This is a genomic window from Methylocaldum sp. GT1BB (genome assembly GCF_051027545.1).
Classification (GTDB): Bacteria; Pseudomonadota; Gammaproteobacteria; order Methylococcales; family Methylococcaceae; genus Methylocaldum.
This window is the reverse complement of sequence record NZ_CP194902.1, coordinates 3,811,150-3,829,623: the sequence shown is the minus strand read 5'-3', so window position 1 is coordinate 3,829,623 and position 18,474 is coordinate 3,811,150. Positions and strand designations below refer to the sequence as shown.

General features: G+C 63.1%; 18 protein-coding genes. 16 read left to right on the top strand and 2 right to left on the bottom strand.

Annotated elements, in window-relative coordinates:
- Positions 1-118 precede the first annotated feature (118 nt).
- Positions 119-2,773 (bottom strand): AAA family ATPase, encoded by a 2,655-nt coding sequence (locus tag ACR2TX_RS18445; protein ID WP_077732685.1) that lies wholly within the window; start codon positions 2,771-2,773, stop codon positions 119-121.
- Positions 2,770-3,897: a metallophosphoesterase family protein gene (locus tag ACR2TX_RS18440; RefSeq protein WP_077732684.1), complete on the bottom strand. Its 1,128-nt coding sequence runs from the start codon at positions 3,895-3,897 to the stop codon at positions 2,770-2,772. The genes ACR2TX_RS18445 and ACR2TX_RS18440 overlap by 4 nt, the downstream gene beginning before the upstream one ends.
- A gap of 290 nt (positions 3,898-4,187) precedes the next feature.
- Here ACR2TX_RS18440 and ACR2TX_RS18435 point away from each other — a divergent pair, with 290 nt between their 5' ends.
- The 16 genes from ACR2TX_RS18435 (at position 4,188) to hypD (ending at position 18,473) form a co-directional block, all read left to right on the top strand.
- Positions 4,188-5,288: a hydrogenase small subunit gene (locus tag ACR2TX_RS18435; RefSeq protein ID WP_077732683.1), complete on the top strand. Its 1,101-nt coding sequence runs from the start codon at positions 4,188-4,190 to the stop codon at positions 5,286-5,288.
- The gene (locus ACR2TX_RS18430; protein ID WP_077732682.1) at positions 5,285-7,078 is read left to right on the top strand and encodes a nickel-dependent hydrogenase large subunit; all 1,794 of its coding nucleotides are present in this window, start codon (positions 5,285-5,287) and stop codon (positions 7,076-7,078) included. The genes ACR2TX_RS18435 and ACR2TX_RS18430 overlap by 4 nt, the downstream gene beginning before the upstream one ends.
- A gap of 15 nt (positions 7,079-7,093) precedes the next feature.
- Positions 7,094-7,684, top strand: coding sequence for a HupE/UreJ family protein (locus ACR2TX_RS18425; protein WP_434130470.1), 591 nt, complete (start codon positions 7,094-7,096; stop codon positions 7,682-7,684).
- 10 nt (positions 7,685-7,694) lie between these two features.
- Positions 7,695-8,381, top strand: a complete 687-nt coding sequence (gene cybH / locus ACR2TX_RS18420) for a Ni/Fe-hydrogenase, b-type cytochrome subunit (RefSeq protein ID WP_077732680.1) — start codon at positions 7,695-7,697, stop codon at positions 8,379-8,381.
- A complete protein-coding gene (locus ACR2TX_RS18415) occupies positions 8,378-8,980 on the top strand; it encodes a HyaD/HybD family hydrogenase maturation endopeptidase (protein ID WP_077732679.1) in 603 nt (200 codons plus the stop codon). The genes cybH and ACR2TX_RS18415 overlap by 4 nt, the downstream gene beginning before the upstream one ends.
- Complete coding sequence (locus ACR2TX_RS18410; RefSeq protein ID WP_346425860.1) at positions 8,949-9,284, top strand: HypC/HybG/HupF family hydrogenase formation chaperone; 336 nt, start codon at positions 8,949-8,951, stop codon at positions 9,282-9,284. The genes ACR2TX_RS18415 and ACR2TX_RS18410 overlap by 32 nt, the downstream gene beginning before the upstream one ends.
- Positions 9,281-9,652: a hypothetical protein gene (locus tag ACR2TX_RS18405; RefSeq protein ID WP_077732677.1), complete on the top strand. Its 372-nt coding sequence runs from the start codon at positions 9,281-9,283 to the stop codon at positions 9,650-9,652. The genes ACR2TX_RS18410 and ACR2TX_RS18405 overlap by 4 nt, the downstream gene beginning before the upstream one ends.
- Complete coding sequence (locus ACR2TX_RS18400; protein WP_168175550.1) at positions 9,652-10,500, top strand: hydrogenase expression/formation protein; 849 nt, start codon at positions 9,652-9,654, stop codon at positions 10,498-10,500. The genes ACR2TX_RS18405 and ACR2TX_RS18400 overlap by 1 nt, the downstream gene beginning before the upstream one ends.
- A 2-nt stretch (positions 10,501-10,502) precedes the next feature.
- Positions 10,503-10,679: a rubredoxin gene (locus ACR2TX_RS18395; RefSeq protein ID WP_240502670.1), complete on the top strand. Its 177-nt coding sequence runs from the start codon at positions 10,503-10,505 to the stop codon at positions 10,677-10,679.
- Positions 10,680-10,873: 194 nt separating this feature from the next.
- Entirely contained in the window at positions 10,874-12,061 is a 1,188-nt protein-coding gene (locus tag ACR2TX_RS18390; RefSeq protein WP_077732675.1) for a nickel-dependent hydrogenase large subunit, read from the top strand.
- Positions 12,062-12,483: 422 nt separating this feature from the next.
- Positions 12,484-12,876 (top strand): hypothetical protein, encoded by a 393-nt coding sequence (locus ACR2TX_RS18385; protein WP_434130469.1) that lies wholly within the window; start codon positions 12,484-12,486, stop codon positions 12,874-12,876.
- A gap of 760 nt (positions 12,877-13,636) precedes the next feature.
- Entirely contained in the window at positions 13,637-13,978 is a 342-nt protein-coding gene (hypA, locus tag ACR2TX_RS18380) for a hydrogenase maturation nickel metallochaperone HypA (protein ID WP_086133398.1), read from the top strand.
- 2 nt (positions 13,979-13,980) lie between these two features.
- Complete coding sequence (hypB, locus tag ACR2TX_RS18375) at positions 13,981-14,853, top strand: hydrogenase nickel incorporation protein HypB (RefSeq protein WP_086133397.1); 873 nt, start codon at positions 13,981-13,983, stop codon at positions 14,851-14,853.
- Positions 14,850-17,156, top strand: a complete 2,307-nt coding sequence (gene hypF, locus ACR2TX_RS18370) for a carbamoyltransferase HypF (RefSeq protein ID WP_434130468.1) — start codon at positions 14,850-14,852, stop codon at positions 17,154-17,156. The genes hypB and hypF overlap by 4 nt, the downstream gene beginning before the upstream one ends.
- Entirely contained in the window at positions 17,147-17,395 is a 249-nt protein-coding gene (locus ACR2TX_RS18365; RefSeq protein WP_077732254.1) for a HypC/HybG/HupF family hydrogenase formation chaperone, read from the top strand. The genes hypF and ACR2TX_RS18365 overlap by 10 nt, the downstream gene beginning before the upstream one ends.
- Positions 17,382-18,473 carry a hydrogenase formation protein HypD gene (hypD, locus tag ACR2TX_RS18360; RefSeq protein ID WP_434130467.1) on the top strand — a complete coding sequence of 364 codons (1,092 nt, stop codon included), beginning with the start codon at positions 17,382-17,384 and terminating at the stop codon, positions 18,471-18,473. Before ACR2TX_RS18365 ends, hypD begins: the two co-directional genes overlap by 14 nt.
- Position 18,474: the final 1 nt, after the last annotated feature.

Sequence of the window (18,474 nt, the reverse complement as noted above, 5' to 3'; positions counted from 1 at the left end):
CGAGCACGGTAGGGCGGGTTAGGCGGCAGCCGTAACCCGCCGTGTATGCCGCGGAAATGCCGATTACGCGAGTGCGCAAATCCTCCCTCTTGGCTAAGACTCCAAAACGGATCGGCATTTAGGTTCCGGATCGAATCGCCTCCAACGATCTCGCCCCGACTCCCAGATCTCGCCACTTCGCCGGATGGCAGGTAAACAGCAGAATCTGGTGCCGCGTCGCGGCATCGAACAGCACGCGTTTCATCTGCGCGAGTCGCTCCTCGTCGCAGTGGACGAGAGCGTCGTCGAGGATGATGAGGGTGGGGCGGCCGGCGTCGCGCAATAGCCCTGCATAGGCGAGCCGGCTGATGATGCCCATCTGTTCGCGCGCGCCGAAGCTCAAGTCCTCGAAGTCGCCGAGTTCCGATCCGTTCGATCCGACGCGCGTCAGCGAGCCGGGCGAGAGGTTTTCGTCGATGTCGAGGCAGGCGGCTGGGAACAGGAGCTGGAGATAGCGGTTGAGGTGTTTTTGCAGTGGGGCCTGAAGCCTCTGGGTCAAGGCGCGGCGCTTGTCGCGCAGTAGTTTCAGCAGGTGGTCCAGCGCGTCGGCGCGGCGGTGCAGTTCTTCGACCCTGCGCTGGATCTGCGCGTGGTCGCGGGCGAGTTCCGCGCGGCGCTCTTCCAGCCCTTGGGCGCCGGTCGTCTGAAGCTCGACTTGTAGGCTCATCAATTGGTCGCGGCGCTCGTTGAAGCGCTTTTCGAGCTGCTCGGCGCTGAGGCGGAAACGCTCGATATCCTGTTTCAGAATATCGGGGCGTGCTTCGGCCAATTGCCGAGTCAATACCTCGATACGGGCGACCAGGGTGGATTGCTCGGCACGGGCGTCGACCAGGTCCCGGTTTGCCGCCGCCACTCGGTCGGGCCGCTGCGGATCGTCTACTACGGCGCGCGCGGCTGCGAGTTCGCGCGTCGCGGTTTCGAACGCCGTCTGCTCTTTGCCGGCGGCGAGCCGCGCTTCGTGCAGGCTGTCGTTGATCCGCGCGAGCGATTGCCGGCCGGATTCCTCGGCGGTTTCCGCCTCGGCGACGGAGGGGAGTTTGGCCGCCTTCGGGGTTTCGGGCGGAAGCTGGCTCAGGGCTTTTTCGATTTCTTGGACGCGCGCTTGCTGGACGGCCAATTCGGTCCGAAGCGGCTCGATACCCTGTGGGGCGAGTGCTTTCAGTGTGGCGTCGGCCGTTTTGATGTCGGCAAGCTGTCGAGTGTGGGTGTGATAACGCGCTTCGGCGGCTTCCAGCGAGGGCAAGCCGAGCCGCTGCAGCAGGGTTTCGTGTCTATCGGCGAGTTCTTTCGCTTCGGCGCGAAGCTGGGACAGGTCGGAGCCGCCGGGCGCGATTTCGAGTTGGCCCAGCCCCGGCAGCGTGAGGGGGGTCGTTTCGAGCAGCAGTCTTTCGCCCTTGCTGGTGACCGATTCGGCGCCGATTCCGATGCTACGGCCGTCTTCGATCGCGAAGCGCAGCCGTGTCGCAGCCGTGTCGAGCCGGATTTGCGTTTCGCGAATCTGCCGGTGTTGATCCCGCAGCAACTCGAGATCTTTAAGCTTGATCTCGGTGACGGCGGCTTGCCGTTTCAATTCGACCACGGCGGCCTGCTCCGTCTCGGCTCTTGCGAGTGCCTCGGCGGCGTTTTTCAGCTTCAGCCGGCCGGCGTCAAGCTCCCGTGTCAGGCTGAGCCGGGTATCCGCCTGACGGGCAAGGCGCAGCGTCTCGCGAGCCGCCTCGTGGCGCTGTTCCGCTTCGGCACGCTTCGACTGCCATTCCTCGACGAGCGCGGTTGCTCCTTCCAGCCTTTGCCGGATGGATTCGCGTTCTGCCTCGCGTGTTTCGAGCTCCTTCTCCTGCCGCCCGAAGGTTTCCAGTTGACCGTGCAGCAGCCTGATCCGCTCGTCGACCTGGGTCGCGCGCAATTTCTCGGTGGCTAAGGTTTCTTCGACGCGCCCGATAGCCTCCAGCTTTTCGGCCGCGGCTCGTTCCTGTTCGCGAAAGCCGATCCAGGGCTTTTCGGCTTCGTCGGCGGCGTGTTCGCGGCGCAGGGCAGCGAGCGTATCGACTTTCTGGCGATAAGCGGCGATTTCCGAGTCGAGTTCACGAATGGCGTTCGCCAGTGCAGCCTCCTGATCGAGCGCCTCGGCATACACTCCCCGCGGCTTGCCGGCCGAAGGAGTCAGCAACTCGTTGCGGGCGGCTTCGACCGTCGCCAGAACCGAATCGCCGCCGCTGCTGGCTATCTCTCCCAGCGATGCGTTCAGAGCAGTACGAAGGTGGTCTATCGCATGCGTCACCGAGTCCCGAATGTCGTGCCCGGCTCCCTGCTGGATCCACAACAACCCCGGAATGCCCCAGTGCTCGGAACCGCTGGCGCCCCGGCCGGCGTAGCGAAAACCCAGGAGTTCCGCGAGATGGTCTTCGGCCTCGGCACTGTCCAGCCGCTGCGTGCCGATCTGCAGCTCGCAGCGCTTCTTGCCGAGAAAACTCTTGAGGAGCCTGTAATGAGTATCCCCGATGGCGAACTCCAGTTCGACGGTGGGGGATGCCGATGTATCGCCCCAGGGACGCAGGTCGTCGACGCTGCCGGAACGATGCCGTTCAAAGAACGCAGCGCGGATGGCCGAGACGATCGTGCTCTTGCCGGCTTCGTTCGGTCCGGTGAACAAATTTAGCCCCGGTTCGAGGTCCTTGATCTCGATCGGTTGCCGGAACTTCTTGAACTGTTCGATACGGATGCGGGAAAGTCTCACAAGGAACCTCCGGCTTTCGCGTGCTGAGCATCGAGGATGCCCGCCAGCAGGGCCAGCGCTTCCCGTGCGACTTCCGCGTCCGCTCCGTCTTGGCTTGCGCGGAGCTCGGCGATGACTTCGCCCAGATAGCCGTCCGCTTTCAAGGCGTCGATGTCCTCCGCGGTCGGTTCGAGACGTAAAGCGGACAAATCGGCCAAGAGGCTCCGAGCGTTGCCGCGGGCTTGCTCGATAGCCACGCAAAGACGCCGGTATCCGTCGAGATCGGTTTGTCCGGACAGTTCAAGCTGCACGACGTCCGCCGGTCCGAAAGCCGAAATTTTCGGCAACGCTAGCTCGACATCGCTCGGCACCTGAAGCGCTAGCGCTTCCGAATGCCAGCGGTATTGGCCAGTCGCGACCGGCGTCACCGTCGGCACTGCACGCGGTTCCGACAGTTCGACCAGCAGCGCCCGGCCGGATTCGTTGGATCTGAAGCGATCGGTTTCCGGCGTGCCGCTGTACCAGGTGCGCGGATCGATCTGTTTCGTGCCGTGCCAGTCTCCGAGCGCGAGGTAATCGAGGCGCGCCTGCTCGGCACGTTCAGGGGCGATCGGGTTGGGCGAATCGATGTCTTCCGGCAGGATGCCCTGAACGCTGCCGTGGGCCAGTCCGACCCTCAGCATGCCGACGGACGTCTCGGCCCCGGCGAACCATTCGGTCAGGTCGGTATGGGTATGGCGCTGGGTCAGCGGTGCCGGCAGCACGGCGACGCCGATCGATTCGAGCAGAACGGGCTCCGGCTGCAGGCAGACGGTCACATTTGCGGGAATGGCCTTGAGGCGGAGCGCGCGGGTCCAGACGGATTCGGCGAGCGCCGAATCGTGGTTCCCCGGAAGCAAGATCCACGGCCCTTCGAAACCCGCCATCGAATGGAAGAGCCGGTGGATGGTCTTGTCTGCGACGCCCTGCGCATCGAAAACATCCCCCGCGACCAGCATGAGGTCGACTCGGTTTTCGGTTGCCAAGCTCGCGAGTCTTTCGACGGCCTTGAATCGAGCTTCCGCGAGAAGAGCGGCATCGTCGGGCTCGAACTGTCCGAACAGCTTGCCGATCTGCCAGTCGGCGGTGTGCAGTAGCTTGATCAAACGGATGTCCCCGGTTGTAAAGGGTTATTGACGATCGACGAATAGTTTAACGTGAATAACCGATTGACAAGCTCGGTTATCTTCAAGTAAAAACCTCACAAAACACATGGAATTAAAAAGCCTGGGCAAGGACCGCCGGCGAGTGACGGCGCACACTCTTTGGAAACGAATCGCGCCGAACCATGCGTCAACGATGCTTGAGCCATGCCCGCAGGCGCTCGAGCGTCTGATCAGGCCGCTCATTTCCGCAATCCGTCGATCCACACGAACAAAAATATCAGGGGGAGTGGATGGTGAATTCCGAAAGCTTTTACGATGTCATGCGCCGGCAGGGCATCAGTCGCCGCAGTTTTCTGAAATACTGCGGGCTGACCGCGTCGGCTCTGGCCCTGGGGCCGCAGTTCGTCGGCCAGATCGTCCACGCGATGGAAACCAAGCCGCGCACGCCGGTCCTGTGGCTACACGGCCTGGAATGCACCTGCTGTTCCGAATCCTTCATCCGCTCGGCGCACCCGCTGGCCAAGGACGTGGTGTTGTCGATGCTCTCGCTGGACTACGACGACACGCTGATGGTATCCGCCGGCCATCAGGCCGAGGCGATACTCGAAGAGACCATCCGCAAGTACAAGGGCCGCTACATCCTCGCGGTGGAGGGCAATCCGCCGCTGAACGAGGACGGCATGTTCTGCATCATCGGCGGCAAGCCTTTCGTTGAGCAGCTGCGTTACGCCGCCAAGGATTGCCTCGCGGTGATCGCCTGGGGCTCCTGCGCCTCCTGGGGCTGCGTCCAGGCCGCCAAGCCGAATCCCACCCAGGCCACTCCGGTGCACAAGGTGATCACCGACAAACCGGTGATCAAGGTGCCGGGCTGTCCGCCCATCGCCGAGGTCATGACCGCCGTCGTCACCTACATGCTGACCTTCGACAAACTCCCGGACCTGGACGCCCAGGGACGTCCCAAGATGTTCTACGGTCAGCGCATCCACGACAAATGCTATCGGCGCCCGCACTTCGACGCCGGACAGTTCGTCGAGACCTGGGACGACGAGGCCGCGCGCAAGGGTTACTGTCTCTACAAAATGGGCTGCAAGGGACCGACCACGTACAACGCCTGCTCCACGGTGCGCTGGAACGGCGGCGTGTCGTTCCCGATCCAGTCGGGCCACGGCTGCATCGGCTGTTCCGAGGACGGGTTCTGGGACAAAGGGCCTTTCTACCACCGCGTGACCGGTTTGAACGCCTTCGGCATCGAGTCGAATGCCGACACCGTGGGGTTGATCGCGGCCGGTGCGGTCGGTACGGCGATCGCGGGCCACGCCGCCGTCTCGGTCGGCAAGCACGTGAAAGGCAAAGAATCCGAAAACGATAAGAACGAGCGAGAACACGTATGACGGTCACTCAAACGCCGAACGGCTTCAAGCTGGACGACAGCGGCAAGCGCATCGTTGTCGATCCGGTCACCCGTATCGAAGGCCATATGCGCTGCGAGGTCAACCTGGACGAAAACAACGTGATCCGCAACGCGGTGTCCAGCGGCACCATGTGGCGCGGCCTGGAAGTAATCCTGAAGGGCAGGGACCCGCGCGACGCCTGGGCCTTCACCGAGCGGATCTGCGGCGTCTGCACCGGCACCCATGCACTGACGTCGGTGCGCGCGGTCGAGGATGCCCTTGGAATCAGCATTCCGGAGAACGCCAACTCGATCCGCAACATCATGCAGCTAACCCTGCAGGTTCACGACCATCTGGTGCATTTCTACCATTTGCACGCGCTGGACTGGGTGGACGTGGTCAGCGCGCTGAAAGCCGACCCGAAGGCAACTTCGGAACTCGCGCAGAGCATTTCGCCGTGGGCGAAGTCCTCGCCGGGGTATTTCCACGATATCGCCACGCGGCTGAAGAAGTTCGTCGAGAGCGGCCAGCTCGGACCGTTCGCGAACGGCTATTGGGGCAATCCGGCCTACAAACTGCCGCCGGAAGCCAATTTGATGGCCGTTGCGCATTACCTCGAAGCGCTCGATTTCCAGAAGGAAATCGTCAAGATTCACACCGTTTACGGCGGCAAGAACCCGCATCCGAACTGGCTGGTGGGCGGCGTGCCGTGCGCGATCAACGTGGACGACATCGGGGCGGTCGGCGGGATCAACATGGAACGTTTGAACCTGGTCTCGTCCATCATCGACCAGACCATCGAGTTCATCGAGCAGGTTTACCTACCCGATTTGCAGGCCATCGCGTCCTTCTACAAGGATTGGCTCTACGGCGGCGGCCTGTCGTCGACCAATGTGCTAGCCTACGGCGATATCCCGGAAAAGGCCAACGACCCATCCGCCGACAATCTGCGCTTGCCGCGCGGAGCCATCATCAACGGCAATCTGAAGGAGATTCACGAGGTCGATCTGAGAGATCCGGCCCAGATCCAGGAGTTCGTGACGCATTCCTGGTATCGCTATCCGGACGACGAAATCGGTCTGCATCCCTTCGACGGCGTGACTGAACCGAACTTCGTGCTCGGTCGCAACACCAAGGGCACCCGCACCAACATCGAAAACCTGGACGAGAGTGCCAAATACTCGTGGATCAAGGCGCCTCGCTGGCGCGGCCACGCCATGGAGGTCGGCCCGTTGGCCCGCTATATCGTCGGCTACGCAAAGGGAATGCCGGAAATCAAGGAACCGGTCGACAAGTTGCTGCGCGACCTCGGTCTGCCGCTGGACGCGTTGTTCTCGACCCTGGGCCGTACCGCCGCGCGAGGACTGGAAGCTCAGTATTGCGCAAGGCTGATGCGGCATTTCCAGGACAAGTTGATGAGGAACATCAAGGCCGGTGACCTGAGCACCGCCAACGTTGCCAAATGGGAGCCGAAAACCTGGCCCGCCGAGGCACGGGGCGTCGGCACCACCGAGGCGCCGCGCGGGGCCTTGGGACATTGGGTGAAAGTCAAGGACGGGAAGATCGAAAATTATCAGTGCATCGTGCCGACCACCTGGAACGGTTCCCCGCGCGATCCGGCCGGCAATGTCGGCGCATTCGAAGCCGCGTTGATGAACACACAGGTCGAAAAGGCGGAAGAACCCCTGGAAATCCTGCGTACCCTGCACAGTTTCGACCCTTGTCTGGCTTGTTCGACCCATGTGATGGACCGGGACGGGCAGGAATTGACGCGAATCCGTGTTCGCTAGCGTACGAGGTATCCTATGCGTCATAAACATAAACAAAGCTTTCTGTTGCTGATATTGTCCATCTGCGCCGGTCAGGCCGTCGCCCATACCGGTTTTCACCCGGTGGAAGGATTCGCGAGCGGTTTCGTTCATCCCTTGCTCGGCGCCGATCATCTTGCGGCGATGGTGTGCGTGGGCGTGTGGGCAGCGCTGGTGACCACCGAGCCGGGGCGATTGTGGCGATTGCCCGCGGCGTTCATGGCGGCCATGGTTCTGGGCGGTGCGCTGGGAGCATTCGGGGTGGTGATCGCCGGGGCGGAGCCTGCCATTGCCGCATCGGTCCTGGCGCTAGGGCTGTTGCTTTTGGGTAAGGTTCGGCTTTCGGGCGTGCTCGCTGGCATGATCGTCGGCCTTTTCGCCGTGGCCCATGGCTATGCCCACGGCCTCGAAATGGCTCAAGGCGCCGCATTCTCGGCTTATGCGGCCGGATTCGTGATCGCCACGGGCTTGCTGCATCTCCTCGGCATCGTGCTGGGCCGTTGCCTGCTCCGGGTGCCGGGCATGTATCGCGTCGCCGGCGGGGCCGCCAGCGTGTTCGGAGTCGCTCTGCTCGTTCAGGCCTGGTGAGGGGGCTACCATGTCCGCTATCGATTCGGTGCAGAACCCGGTTTATGTCTACGAACGGCCGGTGCGCCTGTGGCACTGGGTAAACGCGCTGGCCCTGGTGGTGCTCGCCGTTACCGGTTACTTGATCGCTTCGCCCTTGGTCGCTCCGGATGGCGAAGCCAGCGAGCACTATCTGATGGGCTATGTGCGCTTCGTGCATTTCGCGGCCGGTTACGTACTGGCGGTCGGTTTCATCGGCCGCGTCTACTGGGCGCTGGTCGGCAACCAGTATGCGCGCGAGCTGTTCGTGCCGGCGATACACCGCGCCGAATGGTGGGACGGCCTCTGGCACGAAATCAAATGGTATCTGTTTCTGGTGCCGGAACCGCGCAAGCACGCGGGCCACAATCCTCTCGCCAACATGGCCATGTTCGTGTTCTACGTGCTGGGCGCGTTGTTCATGATTGTGACCGGTTTCGCGCTGTACGGCGAAGGCTTGGGGCAGGGGAGCTGGGCCAGCCGCTGGTTCGGCTGGGTGATTCCGCTGTTCGGCCAGAGCCAGGACGTTCATACCTGGCATCATGTGGGCATGTGGTATCTGGTCGTGTTCGCCTTGATCCACGTCTATGTCGTCATCCGCGAACAACGGCTGTCGCGGCAATCCATGACCGGCACGATGATCGACGGCTGGCGCAATTTCCGGGATGATAGGCCATGAACCGGATTCTGATTCTCGGCATCGGCAATGTACTGTGGGCCGACGAGGGATTCGGGGTGCGTGTCGTGCAGGCGCTGCAACGAAACTACGACTTTCCCGAATCGGTGCGGCTGATGGACGGCGGCACCCAGGGATTGGCCTTGCTGCCCTACGTGCAGGAAGCCGATACGCTGATCATCGCCGATGCCGTGGATTTCAAATGCGATCCGGGGACGCTGGTGGAATTGCGCGATGCAGAGGTGCCGGCTTATTTGGGAGCAAAGAAGATGAGCCTGCATCAGGTCTCCTTTCAGGAGGTGCTGGCCTTGGGCGAACTGCTCGGCCATACGCCGCGGCATTTGTACCTCGTCGGCGTTCAGCCTTGCGTGTTGGAGGATTACGGCGGCAGTCTCAGCGAGCCGGTCAAGGCCATGCTGGAACCGGCGATGGCCCGCATCCTCCAGTATCTGGCCGAACTCGACATCGTTGTCGAGAAGCGGACGCAGGCGGGGCCGGATTCCGATCCCTTAGGCATGGCGGCCTACGAGGCTCGGCGTCCATCGGCAGGGGAGGCCTGTCGAGTCGGAGATGAACGCTTTCTGGCACTGCGGAGCGACTGAGATGTGCATAGGCGTTCCGATGCAAGTCGTTCGAGCGGAACCGTTTCAGGCGTGGTGCAAGGGCGCCGACGGTGAGGGAATGGTCGACATGCGTCTGGTTGGATCGCAGCCGGAGGGTACCTGGGTATTGACGTTTCTTGGCGCGGCCCGAGAGGTTCTCGAGCCCGAGCGCGCCGCGCAAATTCAGGCCGCGTTGGCGGGACTCCGCGACGCCATGGCCGGCCATTATGACCCGGCCGCGGCCTTCGCCGACCTGGTGGATCGGGAGCCTCAGCTACCCGACTTCTTGCGGGAGCCGACATGACCCTGGCGGAAATGTTCGATCGGCTTTCGGGCAGCCCGGCCATTAACTTGGTGGATAGAGAGGGCCTGGCCGAGTTCGCCGCGGCGCATCCGCAATGCCTGGTCGGTTTTTTCAACGACCCCAAAGCCCATCCGGAGAACGCCGATCTCGCCGTGGTTCTTCCGGAACTGCTGCGCGCGTTTCCGTCGCTGCGAGCGGCGGTCTTGAAACCCGAGGCCGTTGTATCCGTGGCCCGGGACTACGGCGTTGCGGTCTATCCCGCGCTGGTATTCTTGAACGACGGCCAGACATCCAAGATCATGGCACGCATACAAGCCTGGACCGATTATCACAGTCAGATCCAGCAATGGCTGGACGGGGAGGGTTAATGACCATGCTCGAACAGCACAGCCCGGTGGCCACCGAGAACGCCGCGCCGGTCACGCCTTTTGACGATCCCGAATGCGGCTATCTCGCGATGCCGCAAGGCATGCACAGCTTTTCGATGCCGCTGCCGGGGGAGATTCCCGCCTGCCAGGCCGGCATCGCCGTCGTGCGCCGATTGGCCGAGTGCTTGTCCGCCGAGTTGAACGGTATCGATTCGGACCGCATCCATCTCGATTCGTACGACGAAGAAACCCGCCGTTTTCTCGACCAGGTGTTGGGCGACGGGGAGGTCAGCGCCTTGATCGATGCTGACGATGTGCGCTGGGCGATACGCGAGTCGGTGTTCATCGGGGTTTGGCGGCTGCGCGAATTCCGCGCCGGAGGAACCGTTCGGGACTATCTCGAAGTCGGCTCGGTTCCGTCGGTGTTGCGGCATGCCGGAACGTACACGGCCGGCGTCGAACGGCCGCGGTCTTTCCCGGACGGCCTCATGAACGCGCCTTCGCTATTGACGGAGCTGTTCGCCAAATCGGTCGCCTTCCAGGAAGGACAAAGCGAGGTCATAAATCTGTCGCTGCTGCCGATGACCGAAAACGACCTGGCTTATCTGGTCGAAGTGCTGGGACTGGCCGGCGTGTCCATATTGTCCAAGGGTTACGGCGACTGCCGCATCCGTCTGACGGGCTTGCCCAATGTGTGGTGGGTCCAGTATTTCAATGCCAGCGACCAAATGATCCTGAATACCGTGGAAATCACCCCGATTCCGCAAGCGGCGCAGGCTACCCAGGAGGATTTCGAGGATTCGCTGCAGTGGATCGAGGAACTGCTGGCGATGCTGAAGGAAAGCTGATCGTGGCCGATGCAACGCGCTTCGAATGCCGCGTCTGCTGGCACGTCTACGATCCGGAGGAGGGCGATGTGCAGGCGCAGATTCCGCCCGGCACCGCCTTTTCCGACCTGCCGGAAAACTGGTGCTGTCCCCGTTGCGACGGGGCGAAATCGGGCTTTCTGCCGTGCTCGGAGGTTTAGCGGATTTTACCGTGCGGCGCCGGGATTCTCGTAGGTCGGCAATCCTTTGCCGACGAATACCCGCTTGCCGACCTGCTGCGTCGGGAAAGGATTCCCGACCTACGACTGTTCGGGAGATCAGCGCTGATACGGTCGTTTTTATTGATAGCCGAACCGTCGCGCGGTCGTGATTCACCGTTGCTCTAGGGTGGCCGTTGAGCACTAACATCGGCACCGCGGAACTGCTGATTCGCTGCGGCATTTCCTCCGAAACGATCGTGTCCGTGAGCATCACGCCGAGGCCGCTCCTTCCGGTCGAGCGCCTGGCGCTGGGCAAACCGCCGGAAGCGGTGCCCACGCTCTTCGGGCGGCTGTTTTCCCTCTGCCCGAAGGCGCACGCCAAGGCCGCGGCTAGGGCGCTGGAAGATGCGCTGGATATTTCCGTATCGCCGAATCTGGAGCGGCTTAGGGACTTGCAGACCACGGTGGAGCGGGTTCGCGAACTGAGTCTGAATCTGCTGTTGGCGTCCGACGGACGAATTTCCCCTTGGCCGCCCCGTTTGATCACCCTGTGTCGGCGTTTGATCGCGGCACTCGGAGGCGATGCCGTGCACTGGCCGGCAGCGCCTTTCGAACCGAATGCCGCTGAATTACGTGTCGGGGCGACCGAGCTCGAGGCTCTAGTGAGTCATTTGCTGGGCGGTCTGTGGCATACGCCGCAGCCAGACCTGGAAGCGGTCCGGCATTGGCTGGAGCACGATACATGCGCGGCAGTGGCGTGGATGCGACCCGCATTACAGCCCGGCTGGCCCGATTTCGGCCGCTGTTCCGTGAAAGGGCTTCCGATGTTCACCGACGCGATGCTGGAAGCAGCGTTGGGGCCGGGAGTGGCGCGCGTGAATTCCGACTCCCCCGAATGGACCGGCGAGCCGCGCGAGACCGGCTGCCTGGTCCGCCAAAGTTCCGATCGGCTGGTACGGGAAGCCTCCTCGGTTTACGGGAACGGCTTGTTCACCCGCATGCTCGCGAGGATCGTCGAACTGAAATGCCTGGCGAGGACGCTGATCCGGGATATCGAACATCTCGGTCCGATCGGCTCCGACCCGTCGCCGCTACCCAGACACGGCACCGGCGTGGCGCAGACGGAAGCGGCACGCGGCCGGCTGATGCACCGCGTCGAGGTAGCCGGCGGTCTCGTCCGCGGCTATCGCATCCTGGCGCCCACCGAGTGGAATTTTCATCCGCGCGGCCTGGTGTATCGGGCGCTACTGGGCACGACGGTCGGCGATGCGGATTCGGCCGGGGCTCGGATCGATGCTTTTCTGCATGTCGTCGATCCTTGCGTCGATTTTCGATTGATTCTGGAACGGGCCGAGCGCCCCGCGTCGCCCGCGGAGGGGTAACCGTATCCGCTGGAAGGAAACCTTGAACCTGAGCGTGTCGATCGCGTCTTTCGACGTTGCCCGGGCTCGATCCTTCGGCCGGTCGAGACCAGCGTCCGGCCTGCTCGCCCCGAACAACTTGGACCAATGGCCGTTCGTCCCATGTCGACCGAAGGATTCAAGAGGGGATGGAGCGGCCGATGTGACATTGCGGGCATTTCGGAGATTCAATTGCGGTTTTTGGGTTGAACGGTATGGATCTTGCCGTTACATTTTCGGCCAGCCATGTCATGGCGCTGTCGCGGGGGTTACGTAACCTCGGCGACGGTTTCGGGATTACGGCGGGGCGCGCTCCTCCACGCCGATGGGAAATGTGACCCCGAATTCTTCGGCGTTCTTCCGCCGCTCTCGCGGCATCTCTGCAATAAGGAGTATTCGCAATCATGGAAGCACAAAAACACGCGATCGGAAATGGCCGGTCCTGGTCCGGAAAGCCGTCCCTCCAGGCGTTGACCGTTCTAGCCGCGATGGGGCTCGCTTCAAACGCTCACGCGGCAGTTCGCTACTCGATTACCGATCTCGGCACCCTCGGCGGGACCTATAGCCATACCATCGGCATCAACGATGCGGGACGGGTGGCGGGAGGATCCGAGACTGCCAGCGAGGAGGGCCATGCTTTCGTCACGGTGGATGGCGTGATGACCGATCTCGGCACGCTCGGCGGGCGCGACAGCCGTGCCGAGGGCATCAACGATGCCGGCCAAATCGCGGCCGACGGCGTGATCGACGGTCAACACCGCGCCGTGCTACTCACCCGATTGCGTCGCCATTTTTAAGGAAAACCTTTTGAGACATCCGGGTCACCAAAAGGATTCAATTGTGGCGACGAGTAGTGGGTTCGGCGGACCGCGTTCGATCCAATCGCAAACGCCGTTTTGGAGCCTATCCCAGTAGGCTCTAGAAACCCTTTGACAAGCTCAGGGCGAACGGCCTACTGGGATAGGCTCTTAGTCGCGACCTTCATGCGTCCGCCACGCCTACGTACGCCGCTTCGCTCAGCACGCCGGCATGGCTCCCGCAAATGACTGGACGCCGTGTCGGTTACGCTTCCCGTGCGCCTTCCCGGCGCCACTTCCCGCCGCGATATTGATGGGCAGCGCCCAGCTGGGTTGGGTCGGTCTGAGCCGGGGGAAGGATTCGGATTTGGCCCGCAGCTGATTGATGCGTTATTCCATTCGGCATTCGAGTGAACATTAATCGTAGGGTGGGTTAGCGCAGCGTAACCCACCGATTCGAGGTCGCTCGGTGGGTTACGGCCTCGCGGCCTAACCCACCCTACAAAAATTAATGCCTTATTGAAAGCGATTTGGAATTAATCCGTCGTCAACGCACCGCCTAGGGAAGGGCGGCGTCAATCTGGACATATGTCCCCTGCTCGATAAGACGGGCGAACTCCGGAAAAAAAGACGAGCAACCTCTGTCTCAAGCGATGGCCGCTGTCAAAGCGGCCGTGTGCGAGTAGAATTCTTTCCCCATGGGTCGAGGTTTTTCAGGGCTTCGTTTTTTGCTTCATCAGGTTATTGTTTTCTATTCGCTATGCATGAACTCTCCCTCTGCCAAGGCATCGTCGATATCCTGGAGACCGAAGCGGGCAAGCAGCACTTTGCGCGGGTGCGCAAGGTCAGATTGTTGGTCGGTCCTCTCGCGGGGGTCGATCGTGCAGCCTTGGGCTTCGGCTTCGAAGCGGTGAGCCTGGATACGATCGCCGAAGGAGCGGAACTGGAATTCATCGATACGCCGGGCCTGGCCTGGTGTTTTGCTTGCGATCGTACGGTGGAAATCGCGCAATATTACGACCCGTGTCCCGCATGCGGCGGGCATCGCCTGAAAGTGACCGGGGGCGAGGAATTCAGAATTCTCGATTTGGAGGTGGAATAAGCATGTGTACCGTTTGCGGCTGCGGCGAAGCCGATCAGCACCATCACGCTCACGCCCACGATTCGGAGCATGAGCATACCCACGATCACGGCCATGACCATGGTCATCACCATCATCACCACGGCCAAGGCGCTGCCGGACTGAGTATCGACGGTCTGAGCCAGGAGCGCATCGTTCGCATCGAACAGGACATTCTCGGCCGCAACGACGCCCATGCCCGAGGCAACCGGCAATTTTTCGAAGGCCACGGCATTCTCACCGTGAACCTGCTTTCGAGCCCCGGGTCCGGCAAGACCACGCTGCTCGAGCGCAGCATCGCGGATCTTAAGGAGCGGTTCGACGTCAGCGTGATCGAAGGCGACCAGCAGACCGAGAACGATGCGGAGCGCATACGCGCCACCGGCGTTCCGGTGTTGCAGATCAACACCGGCAAGGGCTGTCATCTGGACGCTCACATGGTCGGCCATGGCGTGCAAGATCTCAAGCCCGCCGATTACGGCATCCTGTTCATCGAGAATGTCGGCAACCTGGTCTGTCCGGCCATGTTCGATCTGGGCGAGGCGGCCCGCGTGGTCATCCTCTCGGTCACCGAGGGCGAGGACAAGCCGCTGAAATACCCGGATATGTTCCATCGCGCCGATCTGGTCCTGATCAACAAGATCGATCTGTTGCCCTATCTGCGTTTCGACATCGAGCGCTGCCTCGGCTATTTGCAGCAGGTCAATCCGGACGTGGAAACGATCCGTGTTTCGGCCACTACGGGGGAAGGGATGGACCAGTGGTACGGATGGCTGGAACGACGCCGCAAGGCGCTGTTGGCCGAACGACTGGCGGGACTGGAGCGTCAGGCCGCGGCGATTCGGGCGCGGATTTGAGCGTTGCCGCCGAGGCCGGACGGCAGCGCCGGCGGCTGACGCTGAGCGGTCTGGTGCAGGGCGTGGGTATGCGGCCTTTCGTGTACCGCCTGGCGCGGGAACTGGACTTGGCCGGCCGGGTATCCAACGGCCCGGAAGGGGTCATCATCGAGGCGGAAGGCGACGCGCCGGCTTTGGCGGCATTCGAAATCCGTCTGAAGCGCGAATGCCCGCCGCAGGCCGACATCGTCGATTGCAGCGTAGAAAGCGTTCCCGCCGTCGGCGAGCGAAATTTCCGGGTCGCGGCGAGCCGTGCGGATGGCGCAGTCGCTCCGTTCGCTCTGCCGGATCTGGCCCCATGCCCGGACTGTCTTCGGGAACTGTTCGATCCCGGCGACCGCCGATTCCGTTATCCCTTCGTCAGCTGCACCCACTGCGGCCCCCGCTACAGCATCCTGGACGCCTTGCCGTTCGACCGGGAGCGTACCGCCATGGCGGGCTTTCCGCTCTGCGCCGAGTGCATCGAGGAATACCGCGATCCTTCGGACCGGCGTTTTCATGCCCAGACCACCTGCTGTCCAAACTGCGGCCCGACTTTGGCTCTATGGGACGCCGCCGGTCGCACGCTAGCGCATGGCGACGAGGCGATGTTGCAAGCCGTCGAGCGCTTGCGGCAGGGACAGGTGCTGGCGCTTCAAGGGGTGGGCGGATTCCAATTGCTGGTCGATGCGGCGGATGAAAAAGCGGTGCAGCGTCTGCGCGAACGCAAACACCGGCCCCACAAGCCGCTGGCGCTGATGGTGGCTGACCTCGCGGCGGCACGCGAGCTTTGCGATGTGACCGACGCTGAAACGCGGCTGCTGACGTCATCGGCAGCGCCCATCGTGCTACTGCGCCGCCGCGATGCGTCCGGGTCGATCGCATCCGGCATTGCGCCGGGGCAGAATCACCTGGGGCTAATGCTACCGGCCTCGCCCGTGCACCATCTGTTGGCGCGGGATTTCGGCGCGCCGCTGGTTTGTACCAGCGGCAACCGGGGCAACGAACCGATCTGCATCGCGCCCGAGGAGGCTCAGCAACGCCTGGCCGGCATGGCCGACGGTTTCCTGGTGCACGACAGGCCGATACGGCAGCCTTTGGACGATTCCGTGCTTCGCATCGCCGACGGAAAGCCCCTGATGTTGCGACGCGCCCGAGGTTATGTGCCGCGCCCGGTGACTCTGGATGCGGATACGCCGCCGATCCTGGCCGCCGGAGGGCATCTCAAGAACACGGTTGCCTATGCGGACGGCGGGCGCGTGATCTTGAGCCAGCACCTCGGCGATCTCGATACGGCGGAGTCACTGGATCGCCATCGCGCCACCGCCGGTCTGCTTCCGTGCCTGTTCGGCCGTCCGCCTCGGTCGGTCGCATGCGATCTGCACCCCGATTACGCCGCCGGCCGCTGGGCCGAAACCGCCGGGCTGCCGCTGCGGCGCGTGCCTCACCATCTTGCCCACGCGCTGGCCTGCATGGCCGAGCATAGTTTGAAGCCGCCGCTTCTGGCCGTGACCTGGGACGGCTTGGGACTGGGCGAAGACGGCACGCTGTGGGGCGGGGAATTCCTGCGCATCGCCCCGGACGGTCATCGCCGCATCGCCGGCCTGCTGCCGCTGTGCCTTCCCGGCGGCGAACGCGCGATCAAGGACCCGCGGCGATCGGCCCTAAGCGTGTTGTACGCCCTGCACGGCGAGCAAACGCCGGACTACTTGCCGGCCATGCTGGAACCGCGGTTTAAACCGGCTGATCTGACTGCGTTATTGCGGCTGCTGCAGACCGGCACGCGGTCGCCCGGGTGCAGCAGCGCGGGGCGCTTGTTCGACGCGGCCGCGAGTCTTTTGGGACTGTGTCAGGACGTCAGCTTCGAGGGGCAGGCGGCGATGGCGCTGGAGGCCTCTGCGGAGCAAAGCGGGGAGGGCGACGGGACGACTTATCCGATGCCCGTGATCGACGGCGAGCCGAAACGGCTGGACTGGCGTCCCTTGTTCCGGGCGCTGTTGGACGACCACGCGGCCGGCGTGCCGGCGGCCGTTCTCGCCTTTCGGTTTCACGCCAGCCTTGCGGCCGCCATTACCGACGTCGCGCTTGCCGAACCGATTTCCACCGTCGCCCTGGCCGGCGGCTGTTTTCAGAACCGCCTGCTGCTGGAGCTGTGCGCAGAGCGGCTCCGCAATGCCGGCTTGCGGGTATACTGGCCGGAGCAGATACCCCCAAATGACGGCGGCCTGGCGCTGGGCCAGATCGCCGCCGCGACATTTTCCGAGGAGCTTCTCACATGTGTCTAGCCGTACCCGGTCAGATCCTCTCCATCGAACAGGCCGACGATCCCTTGCTGCGATCCGGTCGGGTCGATTTCGGCGGCGTGGTCAAGGTGGTGAACCTGGCCTATGTACCGGAAGCCGAAGTTGGCGACTATGTCATCGTTCACGCCGGTTTCGCGATTTCGCGCCTGGACGAGGCCGAGGCGCAGGCGGTGCTGAAGGAGATTGCCGCATTGGAGGGCATAACCGATGAAATATCTTGACGAATACCGCGACGCCGCGTCGGTCAAGGCCCTGGCCGACGCCATCGCACGCCGGCAGACCCAGCCCTGGACACTGATGGAGGTCTGCGGCGGGCAGACCCATTCCATCGTCAAGCACGGTCTGGACCGCTTGCTGCCGCCGTCGCTCAGCCTGATCCACGGTCCCGGCTGCCCGGTTTGTGTGACCCCGGAAGCCATCATCGACCAGGCGCTGGAATTGGCGGCCCGGCCCGACGTCATCTTCTGTTCCTTCGGCGACATGCTGCGGGTGCCGGGTTCGCAACACGACTTGTTGACGGTCAGGGCCCGCGGCGGCGACGTGCGCATGGTTTATTCGCCCCTGGATGCGCTGAATCTGGCCCGCGAACATCCGGAGCGCCAGGTGGTGTTCTTCGCCGTGGGTTTCGAAACCACCGCGCCGACGACTGCGATGGCCGTGTTGCAGGCGCAGCGCTTCGGAATCAAGAACTTTTCCTTGCTGGTCGCCCACGTGAGGGTGCCGCCTGCGGTGGAAACCTTGTTATCGGCGCCCGACAACCGGGTCAACGGTCTGCTGGCGGCGGGCCACGTTTGTGCGGTGATGGGCTACACCGAATACGAGCCCATAGCCGCCCGTTTTCGCGCGCCCATCGTGGTGACCGGGTTCGAGCCCCTGGACATCCTGCGCGGCGTCCTGAGCTGCGTGGAGCAATTGGAAGAGGGGCGCGCCGAAGTTGAGAACCGCTATGGCCGTGCGGTGAGCCGGGAGGGCAATCGACCGGCCCAGGCGCTGATGGAGCAAGTTTTCGAACCCGTCACACTGAGCTGGCGCGGCCTGGACGCCATCGCAGACAGCGGCCTGGGACTGCGTCCCGAGTTTGCCGATTTCGATGCGGTGCGCCGCTTCGAGCTATCTGTTCGGAAGACTGCCAGCGCCGGTCCCTGCCGCAGCGGAGAGGTCTTGACCGGGCGGCTGAAACCCTTCGAGTGTCCCGCCTTCGGCACGGCCTGCACCCCGGAACATCCCCTGGGCGCAACCATGGTTTCGTCGGAAGGCGCCTGCGCCGCTTATTACCGCTACCGCCGCGATGCCGCCTGAA

Bases quoted from the DNA above. Each gene is read 5' to 3' on its own strand.
- ACR2TX_RS18385 (WP_434130469.1), top strand. From the start codon at position 12,484: ATGGAAGCACAAAAACACGCGATCGGAAATGGCCGGTCCTGGTCCGGA.
- ACR2TX_RS18365 (WP_077732254.1), top strand. From the start codon at position 17,147: ATGTGTCTAGCCGTACCCGGTCAGATCCTCTCCATCGAACAGGCCGAC.
- ACR2TX_RS18430 (WP_077732682.1), top strand. From the start codon at position 5,285: ATGACGGTCACTCAAACGCCGAACGGCTTCAAGCTGGACGACAGCGGC.
- ACR2TX_RS18425 (WP_434130470.1), top strand. From the start codon at position 7,094: ATGCGTCATAAACATAAACAAAGCTTTCTGTTGCTGATATTGTCCATC.
- ACR2TX_RS18415 (WP_077732679.1), top strand. From the start codon at position 8,378: ATGAACCGGATTCTGATTCTCGGCATCGGCAATGTACTGTGGGCCGAC.
- ACR2TX_RS18410 (WP_346425860.1), top strand. From the start codon at position 8,949: ATGAACGCTTTCTGGCACTGCGGAGCGACTGAGATGTGCATAGGCGTT.
- hypB (WP_086133397.1), top strand. From the start codon at position 13,981: ATGTGTACCGTTTGCGGCTGCGGCGAAGCCGATCAGCACCATCACGCT.
- cybH (WP_077732680.1), top strand. From the start codon at position 7,695: ATGTCCGCTATCGATTCGGTGCAGAACCCGGTTTATGTCTACGAACGG.
- ACR2TX_RS18435 (WP_077732683.1), top strand. From the start codon at position 4,188: ATGGTGAATTCCGAAAGCTTTTACGATGTCATGCGCCGGCAGGGCATC.
- hypA (WP_086133398.1), top strand. From the start codon at position 13,637: ATGCATGAACTCTCCCTCTGCCAAGGCATCGTCGATATCCTGGAGACC.
- hypD (WP_434130467.1), top strand. From the start codon at position 17,382: ATGAAATATCTTGACGAATACCGCGACGCCGCGTCGGTCAAGGCCCTG.
- ACR2TX_RS18400 (WP_168175550.1), top strand. From the start codon at position 9,652: ATGACCATGCTCGAACAGCACAGCCCGGTGGCCACCGAGAACGCCGCG.
- ACR2TX_RS18405 (WP_077732677.1), top strand. From the start codon at position 9,281: ATGACCCTGGCGGAAATGTTCGATCGGCTTTCGGGCAGCCCGGCCATT.